Here is an 18,843-nt window from a genome sequence, read left to right as displayed (position 1 = left end):
TCCGGCCGACCGAAGCGTCACGCACCGGGGCCCACAGCCGCACTCGACACGGGAGGAACCGGCGTTGCACGTCCAGGAATGGCTCGAGACCGTCCCGGCGGTGAGCATCTACGCCCTGGTGGGCCTGGTCATCGGTCTGGAGAGTCTGGGCATTCCGCTGCCCGGCGAGATCATCCTGGTCTCGGCCGCCCTGCTCTCCTCGCAGCACGCCGGCATCGACCCGTTCGTGCTCGGCGCCTGCGCCAGCGCCGGGGCCGTGATCGGCGACTCCATCGGCTACGCCATCGGCCGCAAGGGCGGCCGTCCGCTGCTGGCCTGGCTCGGGGCCAAGTTCCCCCGGCACTTCAGCGAGGGGCACATCGCCACGGCCGAGCGGTCCTTCGAGAAGTGGGGCATGTGGGCCGTGTTCTTCGGCCGCTTCGTCGCCCTGCTGCGGATCTTCGCGGGCCCGCTCGCCGGTGTGCTGCGCATGCCGTACTGGAAGTTCCTGATCGCCAACGTGCTCGGCGGCATCGTCTGGGCGGGCGGCACCACCGCCGTCATCTACTACGTGGGCGTCGTCGCCGAGTCGTGGCTGAAGCGCTTCTCCTGGCTCGGCCTGGTGGCCGCCGTGCTCATCGGCGTCACCTCGATGCTGGTGCTGCGCCGCAAGGCCAAGAAGGCGGCGGCGACGGCGGAGACGCAGAAGCCGGCGGCGGCCGAGCCGGAGCCGGTCCCGGCCACCGACTGACCGCCACCGCGCCGGGGGCACGGCAGCGCCGCCCGGTACCGCGCCCGGCCGCCACGGTCCCCGGCCGTCAGGCGGCCGGCGGCGTCTTCTGTCGCCGCGCCCGGCCGCCGTGGCGTCCGGCCCTCGCAGCCCTTGCCCCGTCACCGCGTCCGGCGGCCGCCGGCATCCGCCCGGTGCCGCCGGCCGTCCGTCACCGCGTGCGACGGCCGGGCCTGCCGTTCACCCGGTGCCGCCGCCCGGCCGTCACCGCCTCCGGCCGTCGGCCCTGCCCTCCGTCCGGTTCCGGCGGCCCCCGGGAGTCCCGCGGCCGTCACTCCGTGGCGGCCTCCTCCGTCTCCGTGTGTGCGGCCCGGTGCCGCTGGGCCAGTTCCGTGTAGTGGGCGCCGTTCAGCGAGACGGCCTCGCGCTCCTCAGCGGTCAGCTCCCGCTTGACCTTCGCGGGCACCCCCGCGACGAGCGAGCCCGGGGGCACGCGCATCCCCTGCGGGACCAGGGCCTGCGCGGCGACCAGCGAACCGGTCCCGATCACCGCGCCGTTCAGCACCGTCGCGCCCATCCCGATCAGGCAGTCGTCCTCGACCGTGGCGCCGTGCACCACGGCGTTGTGGCCGATCGAGACCCGCTCGCCGATGCGGACGGGGAAACCCGGGTCGACGTGGAGCGTGCAGTTGTCCTGCACGTTGCTGCCGGCGCCGACGACGATCGGCTCGCACTCGGAGCGCAGCACCGCGCCGTACCAGACGCTCGCCCCCGCGCCCAGGGTGACGTCGCCGATCAGCACCGACGTGGGCGCCGCGAACGCCTCCCGGTCCACCCGCGGTTCCTTGCCGTTCATGCCGACGGTCAGCGCGCGGTGCGCCATCGCTGTCTCCCTCTTCCTCGGGGGCTCGTGGGTAACGGCACCGTAGGCGACGGTTCCGCGACGGCGGCCGGGGTGGGGCGAAGATCACAGGCACGGGACCGCATGGGCGCCGGACGCGCTGAGTACGGTGAGCGGGTGCCCAAGAGCAGGAACACGTTCTCGTCCTGGCGCCGCCGCCTCGCGCAGCGCGTCGTCCACGCGGGCTGGGCCTGGGCACAGCGCCGGGGAGCCGTCACGGCCGAGCAGCCCGGGCGCTTCCGCTTCGGCGCGATGGGAACAGGTACCAGGCTCGCCTTCCCGCTCGGCACGGTCTTCGGCGAGCCGTGGATCCACCTCGGCGCCCACTGCATCATCGGCGAGCAGGTCACCCTCACCGCCGGGCTGATGCCCGACCTCGACCTCGGCCCGGACCCGATCCTGCGCGTCGGCGACGGCGTGGTCCTCGGCCGCGGCAGCCACGTCATAGCCGACACGACGGTCACCATCGGCAGCGACTGCTACTTCGGCCCCTATGTCTACGTGACGTCGACGAACCACTCCTACGACGACCCGCACGAGCCGATCGGCAAGCAGTGGCCGCGGATGGACCCCGTCGAGATAGGCCCGGGGTGCTGGATAGGGACCGGCGCGGTGATCCTGCCGGGCGCGCGGATCGGGCGGAACGTCGTGGTGGCGGCCGGCGCGGTGGTACGCGGCACGGTGCCCGACCACGCGGTGGTGGCCGGGGCGCCCGCCAAGGTCGTACGGCGCTGGACGCCCGCCGAGGGCTGGCAGCCGCCGCTGCGCACGCCCGCGCCGGTGCCGATTCCCGAGGGCGTCACCCCCGAGCAGCTGCTGGCGCTCGCGGAACTCGACGACGAGAAGGCCGCCCGGCTCGCGGAGCTCGGCGACGGCGCGCGGGACGACGTGCCCGCCGAGTCGTGAGCGCGCCGGGTCGTGGGCCCGCCGGGCGGCCGGTGCGGCACGGCGGCCCGGCCCGCCGCGGGCGGCACCGCGCCGGCCGGAGCGAGGTCCGCGCACCGCGCGGGACCCGGCAGCCCGCCGGCGCCGGCTCCGCGGAGGCGGGCACGACGACGCCGAGGGACACGAGCGGGGAGACGACGGCCGCGGCGGGCGCGGGCGTCCGCCGCGCCGGCGGTCCGCCGCCGGAGGCGGCCGGGTCCCGGAACAGGCCCACGGCCAGGGCGAGGAGTGCTGTCACGGTCCGCCGCGCAGTACAGTGCGGTGAACGATCCGGTGCACCACACCGTAGTTCGGCGTAGTGAGCTCTTCATTCAGAATATTGGACGGAATGTGTCGGACCTCGACCTGCTGACCCAGTCCCTGGCGCGCAACGTCAAGCGCTGGCGCACCGAACGCGGCTTCACCCTGGAGACGCTGGCCGCCCGCGCCGGGGTCAGCCGCGGGATGCTCATCCAGATCGAGCAGGCCCGCACCAACCCGAGCATCGGCACCGTCGTCAAGATCGGCGACGCGCTCGGCATCAGCGTCACCACCCTGCTCGACTACGACCAGGGGCCCAAGGTGCGGATCGTCCCCGCCGACCAGGCGGTGCGGCTCTGGCACACCGAGGCGGGCAGCTACAACCGCCTCCTCGCGGGCACCGAGGCGCCCGGCCCGCTGGAGATGTGGGACTGGCGGCTCATGCCGGGCGACGGCAGCGCGTCCGACCCGCACCCGGGCGGCACGGTCGAACTCCTCCACGTGACGGCCGGCGAGCTGACCCTGACCGTCGACGGCGTCCCGCACCGGGTGCCCGCAGGCGCGAGCGCCTCCTTCGAGGCCAATGTCCCCCACACCTACGCCAACACCGGCGACGAGCCGGTGGAGATGACCATGACGGTGTCCGTGCCGCCGGTGCGCTGACGCCCCTGCCGCCCGTGCGCCGACGCGCGGGCCGCCCGGGGACCGGGACGCCCCTCAACCGCCCGGACTGCGGCTGTTAGCGTGCGGTCCATGCGCGCACCCATCGGAGACTTCGACAACGCCACGCCCGCCCCCGACTGCCTGGACGTCCTGGTGGGCCCGGTCGCCGACGCGGTCCGCCACTGGCGCGGCGACGTGCCGGCGGAGCAGATCGTGTACGTCGACACCGAGCCCGATTGGGCCGACACCGCGGTCTTCCTGGAGCACTACGGCAAGGACCTCCTCGACCGGTCGGCGAACTGCGTCGTCGTGGCCGGGAAACGGGGCGGTGGGACGACCCTGGCGGCCTGTGTCGTCCTGTCGGCCACGCGCGTCGACGTCAACGGCGTGGTCCGCCGCCGGATCGGGGCCCGCAAGGCCTCGTTCGCGCCCATGGACACCGCCACGGGCGAGACCGGCATGGAGTACGGCGGCATCACCCCGATCGGGCTGCCGGCCGGCTGGCCGGTCCTCGTGGACGCCGCGGTGGCCGACCTGCCGTACGTCCTGGTGGGCAGCGGCCGGCGGCGGGGCAAGCTGCTCGTCCCCGGCAAGGCGCTCGCCGGGCTGCCCGGCGCCGAGGTGGTCGAGGGTCTCGGCGTCGGCTGATCCGCGGCACGCCCGGCCCGGCCCGCCCCGGCCCGCCCCGGCCCGCGGCACGCCCGGCCCGGCCCGCCCCGGCCCGCGGCACGCCCGGCCCGGGGCGCACCCGGGCGGGCCACATCCGGGCCGCACGCGTCCGGGCCGGGGCGTGCCGCGGGCCGGGCTCGCGCGGACCGGGGCGCATCCCTGCCGGGGCGCGCCGAAGCCGGCAAGGGCACGCCGGTGACCTGCCCGGACGTGCCCGCGGCGGTCCGCCGGGGCGGCGTGGGCCGGGGTGGGAAGGGTGAGGTTTGAGGGCAGGCGCGGGGGTACCCAGTCGGCGCACCGGAGGCCGCCCGACCGTGCGGTCACACCCTCCTGGGCGCACGATGTCGGTGGGCGTACCCCTCCGTCGGCACCGTGGTCCGCCCCCGAGACAGCTTGGATGTGCCATGAGCGACAAGAACCCTGTGAAGGCCGCTGCCGCCAAGGCCGTCGACGCGTTGCGCGGTGACGGGCCGGAGGACGGTGTGCCCGGCAAGCCGGGAGCGGAGCCTCCCACGCTCGCCGAGCCGACCGAGGCCCGCGAGCCGCTGCCGCCCAAGCCCGACCAGGGCGCTCCCGCCACCGGCACCGCGACCGGGCGGCCCACGGGTGCGCCGCCGACGGCCCGAGCCCAGTCCGGGGCGTACCTGACGACCTCCACGGGGACCCGGCTGTACGACACCGACCACTCCCTCAAGGCCGGGCCTCGGGGGCCCGTCCTGCTCCAGGACCACCACCTGCGGGAGAAGATCACCCACTTCGACCACGAGCGCATCCCCGAGCGGGTCGTGCACGCGCGCGGCGCGGGCGCGCACGGCGTCTTCGTCGGCTACGGCACCGCCTCGAACGTCAGCAGGGCCGCCCTGTTCGGCAAGGACGTCGAGACGCCGGTGTTCGTGCGCTTCTCCACGGTCCTCGGCTCGCGCGGCTCGATGGACACCGCGCGCGACACCCGCGGCTTCGCGACGAAGTTCTACACCAGCGAGGGCGTCTGGGACCTGGTCGCCAACAACATCCCGGTCTTCTTCATCCAGGACGGCATCAAGTTCCCGGACGTCATCCACGCCGGCAAGCCGCACCCGGACCGCGAGATCCCGCAGGCGCAGAGCGCCCACGACACCTTCTGGGACTTCGTCACCCTGCACACCGAGGCCACCCACCACACGCTGTGGAACATGTCGGACCGCGGCATCCCGCGCTCCTACCGCATGATGGAGGGCTTCGGCGTCCACACCTTCCGGCTGGTCAACGCCGAGGGCGCCACCACGCTGGTGAAGTTCCACTGGAAGCCCAAGCTGGGCGTGCACTCCCAGACCTGGGAGGAGGCGCAGATCACCGGCGGCGTCGACCCCGACTTCCACCGCCGCGACCTCTACGACGCCATCGAGTCCGGCGCGTACCCGCAGTGGGAGCTGGGCATCCAGGTCTTCCCCGACACCCCGGAGCAGACCTTCGAGGGCATCGACCTGCTGGACCCGACGAAGATCGTCCCCGAGGAGCTGGCGCCGGTCCAGCCCATCGGCCTGCTGACGCTGAACGCCAACCCCACCAACTTCTTCGCCGAGACCGAGCAGGTCGCCTTCCACGTCGGCCACCTGGTCCCGGGCATCGACGTCACCGACGACCCGCTGCTGGCCGCGCGGCTGTTCTCCTACGTCGACACCCAGCTCAGCCGGCTCGGCGGGCCGAACTTCAACCAGATCCCGATCAACCGTACGCACGCGCCGGTCAACGACATGCTGCGCGACGGCTTCCACCAGCACGCCGTGCACACGGGGACGGCGCCCTACAAGCCCAACTCCCTGGACGGCGGCTGCCCGTTCTTCGCCGGCGCCGACACCGCCGCCTTCGTCGAGACGCCGGTGGAGGTGCCCGCCGCGCGCAAGGTCCGCGAGGCCCCCGCGTCCTACGACGACCACTTCAGCCAGCCGCGGCTGTTCTGGCAGAGCATGACGCCGATCGAGCGCGAGCACATCGTCCACGCCTACACCTTCGAGCTGGGCAAGTGCTACGAGCAGGCGATCAAGGAGCGCGCCCTGCAGACGCTGGCCAACATCGACCCCGTGCTGTGCGAGCGCGTCGCCGAGGGCCTCGGCCTGCCCGCCCCGGCGCCGTCGGTGCCGCTGGCTGACGTCACGCCCAGCCCGGCGCTGTCGCAGGTGGGCGGGGTCTGGCCGCCGGACGGGCGCATGATCGGCATCGTCGCCGACGACACCACCGACCTCGACGACGTGCGCACCGTGCGGCGCACGATCCTGGACGCCGGCATGGTGCCCCTGGTCATCGCCCCGTCGGGCGGCAAGCTCGACGCCGGCGGCGACCCGGTCACCGTGCAGCGCACCTTCGCCACCGCCCGCTCGGTGGAGTTCGACGCCGTCCTGGTGGCGGGCGTGCCCGGCCCGGGCAGCGACGCCCTGGGCGCCCGCGACGCCAAGACCGACGACGCCGCTCCCGTCGCGGCCACCGACCCGCGCGTCCTGCTCCTGCTGTCGGAGGCCTTCCGGCACGGCAAGGCCCTCGGCGGCTGGGCCGGCGCCGAGACCGTCCTGGAGGCGGCCGGCATCCCCACCGGCGCGCCGGGCGTGGTCACCGGCGACAGCGGTGCGACCGTACTGGAGCAGGTCTCCGCCCTGCTGGGCAAGCACCGCGTCTGGGACCGGTTCACACCCCAGGTCTGACGCGCCATCACAGAGCACAGAACGGCACCACGATGAACCGGAACACAGCACTCCACGACACCGCCGTCACCAGCCACTCGGTCTTCGGCGCCCCGTGCTGGGTGAGCCTGACCGCACGCGACGTGGAGGCCACCGAGGACTTCTACCGGGCGGTCCTCGGCTGGGAGTGGCGCCGGGGACACATGGGCGACCGGTTCCGGGTCGCCCACGCCGACGGCGTCCCGGTGGCGGGCATCGCGGCGGTGGCCTCCATGTGGCAGGTCGCCGTCGCGTGGACCCCGTACTTCGCGGTGCCGAGCGCGGACGAGGCGGTCTCCCGGGTGGCGGAGCGCGGTGGCACGGCGGCGGTCGGGCCGATCGCGCTCCCCCCGGGGCGCACGGCCCTGCTGGCCGACCGCGACGGCGCGGTCTTCGGCATCTGGGAGGGCGAGCTGTTCTCCGGCTGGGAGGTCTGGCGCCGCGCCGCCCGGACCTTCGTCCGTCTGCACACGCGCAACGCCTTCGACGCCGCGATGTTCTACGGGGAGGTCCTGGACTGGGCCTCCGAGCGCGCCGGCTGCTGCGAGGTCCTCTACGACGAGGACGAGGTCGTCCTGCGCAGCGAGGGCGACGTGGTCGCCCGCATCCACTCGGGCGCGGTCGAGGCGGCCCCCGACCCGGCCGTCCGCCCGCACTGGCGGATCCACTTCGTCGTCCCCGACGTGGACGCCTGCGTGAGCGCGGCGCTCGCCCACGGCGGCACGGTCGCGGAGCACCGGCCGGACCGGCAGGAGGCCGTCCTGCGGGACCCGGACGGGGCGCAGTTCACGGTCACCTCGCGCGGAGCCGGCTGAGCCGTCCGGACGGGAGGGGCGGAGCCGTGTGCGGCCGGCAGGTCTTGGACCTGCCGGCCGCACACGGCTCCAGGGCCGGGGCGCCCTCAGCCCAGGCGGGGGATCTCGATGGCGGGGCAGCGGTCCATGACCATGTCGAGTCCGGCGGCGCGGGTCCGCTCGTAGGCCGCCTCGTCGACGACGCCGAGCTGGAACCAGACCGCCTTCGCGCCCTTCGCCACGGCCTCGTCGGCGACCGCGCCGGCCAGGTCGCTGTTGACGAAGACGTCGACCACGTCCACCTCGAAGGGGACGTCGGCCAGCGACGCGTACCCCTGTTCGCCGTGGACCGTCTCCGCCTTCGGGTGGACGGGCACGACGCGCTTGCCGTACCGCTGCAGGACCTGGGCGACGCCGTAGGCCGCCCGGTTCCGGTTCGAGGACAGTCCCACGACCGCCCAGGTGTCGCCGGACTCGGTCAGGATCCTGCGGAGCGTCTCGTCGTCGCCGTACACGGGCGGCCTCCTCGTCTCGTCGTGCGCGCCGCCGGTCGCGGCGCGCGCGTGCGCGGTGTGCGGGTCCGCGCGGGCGCCCGGCGCGGACCCGCCGTCGTGCCGGGGCAACAGCGGGCCCCGCACGCTGATTCCCGCGTCCCCTTTCACGGCCCCTTCGGGGCCTTAGCGGCGCCCTTCTCCCGTACGGGTCCCACCTCGGGGCCGCTCCATGTCCGGAAGGGCCCCCGCGGCCCTGCGCGGCGCGCCCGGCCCGCCTAGGCTCGGAGCCGTGCTCCGTATCACCGACGCCCGCACCGGCGCGTCCACCGAGGCCACCGCCGTCCGCAGGGGGCTGACCCGGGTCACCGCGCACGTGCCGCGCGCCGACGCCACCGGGCTGCGGGTCCTGCTGGCCGCCGACCTCCTCGTACGCGCCCTCGAACTGCAGGGGACGCCCGTCTGGGCCGTGCTGGCCGGGCGGGAGGGCCGCGCGGAGCTGCGGGAGGAGGCCGCGGAGCTGGGCATCCGCCCCTTCGGGGACCAGCTCGACGTCGGCACGACGCTCGGCGGCGCCCGGGGCCTGCACGTGGTGGGGGCGGGCGGTGAGGAGGTCGACGGCGTGCGGGTCGAGGTCGCCCCGGCCGACTGGGACGCGGTGCCGCCGGAGCCCGCGGCGCTGCGGCTCGCCCTGCTCGGCCACGCGCGTCACGAGGCCGTGACGCTCGGCGCGGACGCGCTCGCGGAGGCCGCCGGGACGCTCGCCCGGCTGCGCGCGCAGGTCGCCGCCTGGGCCACCCGCCCCTCCCGGCCCGTGCCCGAGGCCGTGCGCGGACGGCTGCGCACGGCGTGGGAGGACGACCTCGACGTGCCCGCCGTGCTGGAGGAGCTGCGGGCGGCCGGGCACGCGCCGGACCTGCCCGACGGAGCGCGCTTCGAGACGTACGCCTACGCGGACCGCCTCCTCGGCCTCGACCTCGTCCGCGACGTCGGCCGGGCGGCCGGGCCGTGACGGCGCACACCGCCGGGAAGGGGCCGCTGCGCCGCCTCGTCGTCCTGCGCCACGCCAAGTCGGCCCGCCCCGAGGGCGTCGCCGACCACGAACGGCCGCTCGCCCCGCGCGGCCTGCGGGACGCGCCCGCCGCCGGGCGCGCGCTCGCCGAGGCCGACTGCCTGCCCGACCTCGCGCTGTGCTCCACCGCCCTGCGCGCCCGCCGCACCTGGGAACTCGCCTCCGCCCAGTGGGGCACGCCCCCTTCGGTGCGCTACGACCCCCGGCTGTACGGGGCCGGCGCGCCCGGACTGCTCGGCGTCGTGCGCGAGTCGCCCGCCGAGGCGCGCACGCTGCTGCTGGTCGGGCACAACCCCGGTCTGCAGGAGCTGGTCCTCGACCTGGCCGGGGACGGCCTCGGCGACGCCCTGGACGCCGTGCGCCGCACGTTCCCCACCTCGGCCGTAGCCGTCCTCACCTGGCACGGTGCCGTCTGGCGGGACCTCGCCCCCGGCACGGCGGTGCTGACGGCCGCCCTGGTGCCGCGCGGGGGGAGGCGCCCCCGCTAGTGCCGTGACCGGAAGGGTTCACCGGCTCACGGCAGACCTTTCCGGTCGCGGCACCAGCCGCGGCGAGGAGCCCTCCGGCGAGCGCATAGGCTGGCCGGATGCAGGACGAGTACCGCACGGTGGCCCGCGCAGGGGTCCACGAGACCGAGATCAGCCGCTCCCGCTTCCTGTGCGCGCTCGCCCCCGCCGCCACCGAGCAGGAGGCCCAGGACTTCGTCGCCGCGGTCCGCAGGGAGCACGCCGACGCCACGCACAACTGCTTCGCGTACGTCATCGGCGCCGACGCGGCCGTCCAGAGGGCGAGCGACGACGGCGAGCCCGGCGGCACCGCGGGCGTGCCCATGCTGCAGATGCTGCTGCGCCGCGACATGCGGTACGTCGTCGCCGTCGTGACCCGGTACTACGGGGGCGTCAAGCTCGGGGCCGGCGGACTCATCCGCGCCTACGGAGGCGTGGTCGGCGAGGCCCTCGACGCGCTCGGCACCCGCACCCGCCGGCGCTTCCGGCTCGCCACCGTGACCGTCGACCACCAGCGCGCGGGCAAGGTCGAGAACGACCTGCGCGCCACCGGCCGCGAGGTCCGCGACGTGCGGTACGCGGAGGAGGTCACGATCGAGGTCGGACTGCCGGACGCGGACGTGGACGCCTTCCGCGCGTGGCTGGCCGACGCGACGGCCGGGAGCGCGCGGTTCGCACTCGGGGGAGAGGCGTACGGGGACGTGTGAGGCGGGGCGTCCGGGCGGGCGGGAGGCCCACGGTGCGCGCCGCTCGCGCGGGACGGCGGAATGCTGCCGTGCGTCCCGTACGAACTCCTGGCGGGATATGTCCTGTATGCGGTCGATGGATGCGGGAGTGGCCGCCCGTACGGCCCGGCCCGCCCGATAGTCTCGGGGATCATGAGGTTTCTGCACACGTCCGACTGGCACCTCGGCCGGGCCTTCCACCGGGTCAACATGCTCGGTGCCCAGGCCGAGTTCATCGGCCACCTCGTCACGACCGTGCGCGAGCGCGAGGTCGACGCGGTGGTCGTCGCCGGGGACGTGTACGACCGGGCGGTGCCGCCGCTGGCCGCCGTCGAGCTGTTCGACGACGCCCTGCACCGGCTCGCGGACCTCGGCGTGCCGACGGTCATGATCTCCGGGAACCACGACTCGGCGCGCCGGCTCGGCGTCGGCGCCGGGCTCATCGGCCGCGCGGGCATCCACCTGCGCACCGACCCCGCCGCCTGCGGCACGCCGGTCGTGCTGGCCGACGCCCACGGCGACGTCGCCTTCTACGGCCTGCCCTACCTCGAACCCGCGCTGGTCAAAGGGGAGTTCGGAGTGGAGAGGGCCGGGCACGAGGCGGTGCTCGGCGCCGCCATGGACCGGGTGCGCGCCGATCTGGCGGAACGGCCCGCGGGCACCCGCTCCGTCGTCCTCGCCCATGCCTTCGTCACCGGCGGCGAACCCAGCGACAGCGAACGGGACATCACCGTCGGCGGCGTGGCCTCCGTACCGGCCGGGGTCTTCGCCGGCGTCGACTACGTGGCCCTGGGCCACCTGCACGGCTGCCAGACCCTGACCGAGCGCGTGCGCTACTCCGGCTCCCCGCTGCCGTACTCCTTCTCGGAGGCGGAGCACCGCAAGACCATGTGGCTCGTCGACCTGGACGCCGGCGGCGCGGTGACGGCCGAGCGGATCGACTGCCCGGTGCCGCGCCCGCTCGCCCGGATCCGGGGCCCGCTGGAGGAGTTGCTCGCCGACGAGGGGCTGACCCGGTACGAGGAGGCGTGGGTGGAGGCGACACTCACCGACACCGTGCGTCCGGCCGACCCCATGGCCCGGCTCGCCGCGCGCTTCCCGCACACGCTCAGCCTGGTGTTCCAGCCCGACCGGGCCCCGGACGACCCCGACGTGTCGTACGCCCGGCGGCTCGCCGGGCGCAGCGACCAGGAGATCGCCGAGGACTTCGTCGCCCATGTGCGCGGCGCCGGGCCGAACGGGCGCGAACAGGCCGTGCTGCGGGACGCGTTCGACGCCGTGCGCGCCGACGAGGCGGTCCGCGAGGTGGCGCGGTGAGGCTGCACCGGCTCGACATCACCGCCTTCGGCCCCTTCGGCGGCTCCCAGAGCGTCGACTTCGACGAACTGTCGGCGGCCGGCCTGTTCCTGTTGCACGGCCCGACGGGCGCGGGCAAGACCTCCGTCCTGGACGCCGTCTGCTACGCCCTGTACGGGGCCGTGCCCGGCGCCCGGCAGAGCACGCAGGGCCTCGGTCTGCGCAGCGACCACGCGGCACCCGGCGCGCGCACCGAGGTCCGCCTCGAACTCACCGTCGCCGGGCGGCGCCTGGAGGTCACCCGGCAGCCGCCCTGGGAGCGGCCGAAGAAGCGCGGCACGGGCACGACCACCGAGAAGGCGCAGACCTGGCTGCGCGAGTACGACGCGTCGGCCGGCTCCTGGAAGGACCTCAGCCGCTCCCACCAGGAGGTCGGTGAGGAGATCACCCAGCTCCTCGGCATGAGCCGGGAGCAGTTCTGCCAGGTCGTCCTGTTGCCCCAGGGCGACTTCGCGCGCTTCCTGCGGGCCGACGCCGAGTCCCGGGGCAGGCTCCTCGGCCGCCTCTTCGACACCCAGCGGTTCGCGGAGGTGGAGAAGCGCCTCGCCGAGCGGCGGCGCGCCGCCGAGGCGCGGGTGCGCGAGGGCGACGCCGACCTGCTCGCCGACGCGCACCGGATGCACCAGGCCGCCGGCGACCTCGTGGAACTCCCGCCGCCCGACGGGAAGCCGGGCGACCCGGGACTCGGCGAGGCCGTCCTGGCCTGGGCCGCCGTCGCACGCAGCACCGCCCGCGAGCGGCTGGCCGTGGCCCGGTGCGGCCGCGGGGCCGCCGAGGAGGAGCGGACCGCCGCCGACCACGCCCTCGGCCAGGCGCGCGAACTGGCCCGGCTGCAGCGCCGGTTCGCCGAGGCCCGGAAGCGGGCCGCGGCCCTGGAGGAGCGCTCCGGCGAGCAGCGCCGGGCGCGGACCCGGATGGAGCGGGCCCGCAGGGCCGAGGCGGTGGCGCCCGCCCTCGCCCTGCGGGAGGCCGCCGAGGCCGAGCACCGGCGCGCCGCCGCCGAGGAGGCACGGGCGCGGGCGGCCCTGCCCGACGCCTTCGCCGGCGCCGGCGCGGCGGGCCTCGCGGCCGCCGCCCGCAGGGCCGCCGAGGAGCGCGGCGGCCTGGAGTCCGCCCGCCGCGCCGAGCACCGACTGGCCGAACTCACCGCCGAACGCGCCGGCCTGGACCGCCAGGACCACGCCGACGAGGAGGTGCTGCAGGAGGCCGGGAGCTGGCTCGCCTCGTGGGAGGAGACCCGTACCGCCCTGGTGCGGCGGGTGGAGGCCGCGCAGGAGGCCGCGGCGCGCGCCGAGCAGCTGGCCGTGCGGCGCGAGCCCGCCCGGGCCCGGCTGGCGGCCGCGCGGCTGCGCGACCGGCTGGCCGGCGACACGGAGGAGGCGCAGGCCCGGGCCCTGCGCTCCCGGGAGGAGACGGCCCGGGCCCACGAGCACTGGCTGGAGCTGAAGGAACAGCGGCTGCTGGGCATCGCCGCCGAACTGGCCGCGGGCCTCGTCGCCGGCGAGCCCTGCGCGGTCTGCGGCGCCGTCGAGCACCCGGCGCCCGCGCGCAGGGGCGCCGGACACGTCGACCGCGCGGCCGAGGAGGAGGCGCTCGCCGCCTACCGGCGGGCCGAGGCGCGGCGCGCGGAGGACGAACGGCGCCTCGCCCTCGCCCGCGAGGCGCTGGCCGCCGCCACGGCCGAGGCGGGCGACGCCCCCACCCGCCGACTCGCCGAGGAGGAGGCGGAGCTGGAGCGGCAGTACGCCGGGGCGCGGGCGGACGCCTCCGGGCTGCACGCCGCCGGCGAGGAGCTGCGCCACGCCGAGCAGGAGCGCGAACGCCGCCTCACGGCCCGGCAGCAGGCCGAGGTCCGCGCCGCCGCGCGCGCCTCCCGGCGGGACACGCTCGACCGCGAGAGGAGCGCCCTGGAGGCGGAGATCGACCGGGCCAGGGGAGACGCCGGCAGCGTGGCGGCCCGGGCCGCGCAGCTGGACGCGCGGGTCGCCCGGCTCACCGACGCCGCGGACGCCGCGCGGGCCGCCGAGGACACCGCCCAGCGGCTCAAGGACGCCGACGCGCGCCTGGCCGACGCCGCCTTCCGCGCCGGGTTCGACACCCCGCAGGCGGCGGCCGACGCCCTGCTCGACGACGCCGGGCACCGCGCGCTCCAGCGGCAGCTGGACGCCTGGCAGACGGAGGAGGCGGCGGTGCGCGCCGTGCTGGCCGAGGCCGACACCGCCGCCGCCGCGCAGCGCCCGCCCGTCGACCTCGCGGCCGCCGAGCGCGCGGCCGCCGCGGCGGAGCGCCGCCTGCGCGAGGCCCTGTCCGCGGGCGACGCGGCCGACCGGCGCTGCCGGGAGCTGGACCGGCTGAGCCGGCAGGCCGCCGCGTCCCTGCGCCGCCTGGGCCCCCTGCGGGAGGAGTACGACCGGGTGGCGCGGCTCGCCGCCCTCACCGCCGGCACCTCCGCCGAGAACGAGCGCCGGATGCGCCTGGAGTCCTACGTCCTCGCCGCCCGCCTGGAGCAGGTCGCGGCCGCCGCCACCGTGCGGCTGCGGCGGATGTCCTCGGGGCGGTACACCCTCGTCCACTCCGACGACCGGTCCGGACGCGGGCGCAGCGGACTCGGGCTGCACGTGGTGGACGCCTGGACCGGGCGCGAGCGGGACACCTCCACGCTCTCCGGCGGCGAGACCTTCTTCGCCTCGCTGGCGCTCGCCCTGGGCCTCGCGGACGTCGTCACGGACGAGGCCGGCGGCGTGCGCCTCGACACCCTCTTCATCGACGAGGGCTTCGGCAGCCTCGACGACCAGACGCTCGACGAGGTCCTCGACGTGCTCGACTCGCTGCGCGAACGCGACCGCAGCGTCGGCATCGTCAGCCACGTCGCCGACCTGCGGCGCCGCGTCCACGCCCAGCTGGAGGTCGTGAAGGGACGGTCGGGGTCGGCGCTGCGGCAGCGGGGCGCGGTCGCGGACTGAGCCGCACACGGGCACGGACCGGGCCGTACGGCGGGAACCGCCGAGGTGTCCGGCGGACGAATCGCCGCTGCGTCCCGCGAGTGAACCGGCGTGGCGCCCGGCGGACGAACCGCCGCGGCGCCCGGCGGACCGCCGACGGCGGCCCGGCCGGACGGCCGGACGCCGACGGCGCGCCGCGCCGTGTCGTGCCCGTCAGAGCCGGGACAGCTCGTCCACCAGGTCGTCCAGGCCCAGCGAGCCCTGCGAGAGGGCCGCCATGTGCCACGCCTTGAGGTCGAAGGCGTCGCCGTGCCGCCTGCGCGCGTTCTCCCGGCCCAGCAGCCAGGCGCGCTCACCGAGCTTGTAGCCGATGGCCTGGCCCGGGATGGTGAGGTAGCGGGTCAGCTCGCTCTCCACGAAGTCCGCCGGGCGGCTGCTGTGCGAGCCGAAGAACTCCTGCGCCAGCTCCGGCGTCCAGCGCTCCCCGGGGTGGAAGGGGGAGTCCGCCGGGATCTCCAGCTCCAGGTGCATGCCGATGTCGACGATGACCCGGACCGCCCGCATCATCTGCGCGTCCAGGTAGCCGAGCCGCTCCTCCGGGTCCTGGAGGAAGCCCAGCTCGTCCATCAGCCGCTCCGCGTACAGCGCCCAGCCCTCGGCGTTGGCGCTGACGCCGCCGACGCTCGCCTGGTAGCGGGAGAGGTCCTCCGCGACGTGCACCCACTGGGCGAGCTGGAGGTGATGGCCGGGCACCCCCTCGTGGTACCAGGTGGAGACCAGGTCGTAGACCGGGAAGCGGGTCTGCCCCATCGTCGGCAGCCAGGTGCGGCCCGGACGCGAGAAGTCCTCGGACGGCGCCGTGTAGTAGGGGGCCGCGGCGCTGCCGGGCGGGGCGATACGGGACTCGACTTTGCGCACTCGCTCGGCGAGGTCGAAGTGCGTGCCGTCGAGGGCCTCGATCGCCCGGTCCATCAGGCCCTGCAGCCACTCGCGGACCTCCTCGACGCCCTCGATGTGCCGGCCGTGCTCGTCGAGGTGGGCGAGCGCGACCCACGGGGTCGCGGCGCCGGGCAGGACCTTCTCCGCCTCGGTCCGCATCTCGGCGAGCAGCCGGTGGTACTCGGCCCAGCCGTACGCGTACGCCTCGTCCAGGTCGAGGTCCGTGCCGTTGAAGTAGCGCGACCAGCGCGCGTAGCGCTCGCGGCCGACCGTGTCCGGGGCGCCCTCGACCGCGGGCGCGTAGACGTCGCGCATCCAGTCCCGCAGCGCGACGACGGCCGCGGTCGCGCCGCGCGCCGCCTCGTCCAGCTCCGCGCGCAGCGCGTCCGGGCCCGCCGCGGCGAACTCCTCGTACCAGCCGCGGCCCGAGCCGTCGGTGTCCGACCACTCGGTGAGCTGCCCGATGAACGTCGCCGTGGGCCGCGGCCCCGCGTACAGCTTGCGCTCCAGGCCGAGTTCGAGGGAGGCGCGGTAGCCCGCGAGGGCCGTCGGCACCGCGCGCAGCCGCTCGGCGACGGCGGCCCAGTCCTCCTCCGTCCCGGTCGGGGTCAGGGCGAAGACCTCGCGCACCGCGTGGGCGGGCGTCTCCATGTTGCCGACCGCCCGCAGGCCCTCGTCGGCCTCGTGCACGGCGAGTTCCGCGGTGAGCCGCTCGCGCAGCAGCCGCCCGCACCTGCGCTCGATGTCACGGTCCGCGCCGGGCTGCCGCTCCGCCTCGTCCAGCCGGGCCAGGGTCCTCCGCGCGAGGTCGGCCAGGGCCTCCTGACCGGCGGGGGAGGTGTCGGGCAGCCTGCTGTGGCTCTCCTTCACACCTAGGTACGTGCCGGTGACGGGGTCGAGGGCGACGAGGTCGTCGACGTAGGCGTCGGCGACCTCACGGGGCAGTGGGTGCTTGGTCTGTGACATGCGGCCATCCTCGTACGATCCGCCGTGCGCGTCAGCCCATTACGCCGAGGGCGAGCCGCCGGCCGGGGCGCCACCGGGAGGGGGCGGCGGCAGCAGGGGGCCGCAGTCCCACTGCTGGAAGATCAGCCGGGTCTCGACCCGGGCCACCTCCCGCCGCGCGGTGAACTCGTCGAGGACCAGCCGCTGCAGGTCCGTCATGTCCGCGACCGCGACGTGCACGAGGTAGTCGTCCGGTCCGGTGAGGTGGAAGACCGTGCGCGACTCGGGCAGGGCCCGGATGCGCTCGACGAACGGCCCCACCAGCTCCCTGCGGTGCGGCCGGACCTGCACCGACAGCAGCGCCTGCAGCCCCCGGCCGAGCTTCGCCGGGTCGAGCTGCAGCCGGTGGCCGAGGATGACGCCCGAGCGGCGCAGCCGCGCCACCCGGTCCAGGCACGTCGACGGGGCGACGCCGACCTGCGCCGCGAGGTCGCGGTAGGTCGTCCGGGCGTCGTTCTGCAGCACGCGCAGAAGATGCAGGTCCACCGGATCCAGTACGACGGAGTCGGCCACCGGCCGAACGTAGCACGGGATCCGGCGCCCGTTCCCCGGCCGGTGTTCAGGCTGTCGCCGAGCACTCGGACACAGGGCCGGACGCAGGGGAGGAGCGGGACACATGGACGCGGGACGTGTGAGGGCGGAGGACGTGGCGGACGTGGCGGGCATCGAGGACGGGGACCCGGGGCGTACGGGCGGACGCGGTACGGGGGGAGGGGGCGGGGGCGGCGCGTACGCCGCCCGGTGGAGCGGCGCGCAGGGCGCCGTCCCGCGCGGCGACGCACGGAACGCCCGGGACGGTGACCCGTACGGCGTCCGGGACGGCGAGTCGTACGGCGTCCGGGACGGCGACCCGCGGAACGCCCGGAGCGATGATCCGCACGGCGTCCGGTACGACCGTCGCCAGGACGGCGTCCTGCCGCGTCCCGCCGCCCGGGCCTTCGCGACCGAGGCCGTGCACGCGGGCCGGGAGGACCTGGCGGGCCTCGGTCTGCACGCCGCGCCGATCGACCTGTCGACGACGTACCCCTCGTACGACAGCCGGGGCGAGGCCGCCCGGGTCGACGCGTTCGCGGCGGACGGCGCCGAGCCCGAGGGGCCGCCGGTCTACGGCCGGCTCGGCAACCCGACGGTCGCGCGCTTCGAGGCCGCCCTCGCCCGGCTGGAGGGGACGGAGAGCGCGGTCGCCTTCGCCAGCGGCATGGCCGCGCTGAGCGCCGTGCTGCTGGCGCGCGGCGCGACCGGTCTGCGGCACGTCGTGGCCGTGCGCCCGCTGTACGGCTGCAGCGACCACCTGCTGACGGCCGGGCTGCTCGGCACGGAGGTGACGTGGGTCGACCCGGCGGGCATCGCGGACGCGCTGCGGCCCGGCACCGGCCTGGTGATGGTCGAGACGCCCGCCAACCCGACGCTCGCCGAACTCGACCTGCGGGCGGTCGCGCACGCCTGCGGAACCGTTCCGCTGCTCGTCGACAACACCTTCGCGACCCCGGTCCTGCAGCGGCCCGCCGAGCACGGCGCCCGGCTGGTCCTGCACAGCGCGACCAAGTACCTGGGCGGGCACGGCGACGTGATGGCCGGGGTCGTGGCCTGCGACGAGGAGTTCGCGCGGCGGCTGCGGCAGGTGCGGTTCGCCACGGGCGGCGTGCTGCACCCGCTCGCCGGCTACCTGCTGCTGCGCGGCCTGTCGACACTGCCCGTACGGGTGCGGGCGGCGTCGGCGACCGCCGCCGAACTGGCGCGCCGCCTCGCCGCCGACCCGCGCGTCGCCCGCGTGCGCTACCCGCGGCTGGGCGGCGCCATGATCGCCTTCGAGACGGCGGGCGACCCGCACGAGGTGATCGAACGCGTCCGGCTGATCACGCCCGCGGTCAGCCTGGGCAGCGTCGACACGCTCATCCAGCATCCGGCGTCCATCAGCCACCGCGTCGTCGACCCCGCCGACCGGCGCACGGCCGGGGTGAGCGACCGGCTGCTGCGGATGTCGGTGGGGCTGGAGGACGTCGAGGACCTGTGGCGGGACCTGGACGGGGCGCTGGGGAGGGTGTGACACGGGGAGGGTGTGACACGGGGAGAGGGGAGAGGCCGGGGAGACGGCGGCACGAGGGGAGCCGGAAGGCGGCGGCATGAGGGGAGCCGGGAGACCGTGACGTGGGGGAGCGGCGGGGTGCCGCCCGGACCGGGCGGCACCCCGCC

The 18,843-nt window shown here is 76.1% G+C and carries 16 protein-coding genes; 12 read left to right on the top strand and 4 right to left on the bottom strand.

Features of this window, described 5'->3' with window-relative positions:
* The first annotated feature begins 64 nt into the window (after positions 1–64).
* Entirely contained in the window at positions 65–730 is a 666-nt protein-coding gene (locus IE271_RS30135) for a DedA family protein (protein ID WP_190193641.1), read from the top strand.
* 310 nt (positions 731–1,040) lie between these two features.
* Here IE271_RS30135 and IE271_RS30130 read toward each other — a convergent pair whose 3' ends face one another.
* The gene (locus tag IE271_RS30130; RefSeq protein ID WP_190193640.1) at positions 1,041–1,592 is read right to left on the bottom strand and encodes a gamma carbonic anhydrase family protein; all 552 of its coding nucleotides are present in this window, start codon (positions 1,590–1,592) and stop codon (positions 1,041–1,043) included.
* Between the two features lie 102 nt (positions 1,593–1,694).
* Here IE271_RS30130 and IE271_RS30125 point away from each other — a divergent pair, with 102 nt between their 5' ends.
* The 5 genes from IE271_RS30125 to IE271_RS30105 all read left to right on the top strand — a co-directional run bounded on the left by IE271_RS30125 (position 1,695) and on the right by IE271_RS30105 (position 7,635).
* On the top strand, positions 1,695–2,516 hold the full coding sequence (locus tag IE271_RS30125) for an acyltransferase (protein WP_190193639.1): 822 nt from the start codon (positions 1,695–1,697) through the stop codon (positions 2,514–2,516).
* A gap of 369 nt (positions 2,517–2,885) precedes the next feature.
* A complete protein-coding gene (locus tag IE271_RS30120) occupies positions 2,886–3,458 on the top strand; it encodes a helix-turn-helix domain-containing protein (protein ID WP_190193638.1) in 573 nt (190 codons plus the stop codon).
* A gap of 90 nt (positions 3,459–3,548) precedes the next feature.
* The gene (locus IE271_RS30115; protein ID WP_190193637.1) at positions 3,549–4,106 is read left to right on the top strand and encodes a YbaK/EbsC family protein; all 558 of its coding nucleotides are present in this window, start codon (positions 3,549–3,551) and stop codon (positions 4,104–4,106) included.
* Between the two features lie 425 nt (positions 4,107–4,531).
* Entirely contained in the window at positions 4,532–6,802 is a 2,271-nt protein-coding gene (locus tag IE271_RS30110; RefSeq protein WP_190193636.1) for a catalase, read from the top strand.
* Between the two features lie 32 nt (positions 6,803–6,834).
* Positions 6,835–7,635 carry a VOC family protein gene (locus tag IE271_RS30105; RefSeq protein ID WP_190193635.1) on the top strand — a complete coding sequence of 267 codons (801 nt, stop codon included), beginning with the start codon at positions 6,835–6,837 and terminating at the stop codon, positions 7,633–7,635.
* 86 nt (positions 7,636–7,721) lie between these two features.
* Here IE271_RS30105 and IE271_RS30100 read toward each other — a convergent pair whose 3' ends face one another.
* The gene (locus tag IE271_RS30100; RefSeq protein ID WP_190193680.1) at positions 7,722–8,129 is read right to left on the bottom strand and encodes a CoA-binding protein; all 408 of its coding nucleotides are present in this window, start codon (positions 8,127–8,129) and stop codon (positions 7,722–7,724) included.
* Between the two features lie 268 nt (positions 8,130–8,397).
* Between IE271_RS30100 and IE271_RS30095 the strand changes: the two genes are divergently transcribed.
* From IE271_RS30095 to IE271_RS30075, 5 genes are all read left to right on the top strand, one after another.
* Positions 8,398–9,117 (top strand): hypothetical protein, encoded by a 720-nt coding sequence (locus tag IE271_RS30095; protein ID WP_229919641.1) that lies wholly within the window; start codon positions 8,398–8,400, stop codon positions 9,115–9,117.
* Complete coding sequence (locus IE271_RS30090; protein ID WP_190193633.1) at positions 9,114–9,665, top strand: SixA phosphatase family protein; 552 nt, start codon at positions 9,114–9,116, stop codon at positions 9,663–9,665. The genes IE271_RS30095 and IE271_RS30090 overlap by 4 nt, the downstream gene beginning before the upstream one ends.
* 98 nt (positions 9,666–9,763) lie before the next feature.
* The gene (locus IE271_RS30085; RefSeq protein WP_190193632.1) at positions 9,764–10,390 is read left to right on the top strand and encodes a YigZ family protein; all 627 of its coding nucleotides are present in this window, start codon (positions 9,764–9,766) and stop codon (positions 10,388–10,390) included.
* Between the two features lie 171 nt (positions 10,391–10,561).
* A complete protein-coding gene (locus IE271_RS30080) occupies positions 10,562–11,725 on the top strand; it encodes an exonuclease SbcCD subunit D (RefSeq protein WP_190193631.1) in 1,164 nt (387 codons plus the stop codon).
* Positions 11,722–14,727, top strand: a complete 3,006-nt coding sequence (locus IE271_RS30075) for an AAA family ATPase (protein WP_190193630.1) — start codon at positions 11,722–11,724, stop codon at positions 14,725–14,727. The genes IE271_RS30080 and IE271_RS30075 overlap by 4 nt, the downstream gene beginning before the upstream one ends.
* 192 nt (positions 14,728–14,919) lie before the next feature.
* Here the strand turns inward: IE271_RS30075 and IE271_RS30070 are convergent, their stop codons facing one another.
* Together IE271_RS30070 and IE271_RS30065 are read right to left on the bottom strand one after the other, a co-directional pair.
* Positions 14,920–16,611 (bottom strand): DUF885 domain-containing protein, encoded by a 1,692-nt coding sequence (locus tag IE271_RS30070; RefSeq protein ID WP_190193629.1) that lies wholly within the window; start codon positions 16,609–16,611, stop codon positions 14,920–14,922.
* 39 nt (positions 16,612–16,650) lie between these two features.
* Positions 16,651–17,163, bottom strand: a complete 513-nt coding sequence (locus IE271_RS30065) for an Lrp/AsnC family transcriptional regulator (RefSeq protein ID WP_190193628.1) — start codon at positions 17,161–17,163, stop codon at positions 16,651–16,653.
* Between the two features lie 103 nt (positions 17,164–17,266).
* Between IE271_RS30065 and IE271_RS30060 the strand changes: the two genes are divergently transcribed.
* Positions 17,267–18,697, top strand: coding sequence for a trans-sulfuration enzyme family protein (locus IE271_RS30060; protein ID WP_229919640.1), 1,431 nt, complete (start codon positions 17,267–17,269; stop codon positions 18,695–18,697).
* Positions 18,698–18,843 lie beyond the last annotated feature (146 nt).

The sequence above is a fragment of the Streptomyces minutiscleroticus genome, assembly GCF_014650875.1.
In the GTDB taxonomy this organism is placed as follows: domain Bacteria; phylum Actinomycetota; class Actinomycetes; order Streptomycetales; family Streptomycetaceae; genus Streptomyces; species Streptomyces minutiscleroticus.
Note: the sequence above shows the minus strand (reverse complement) of the source record. Positions and strands in the feature narration are given on the sequence as shown.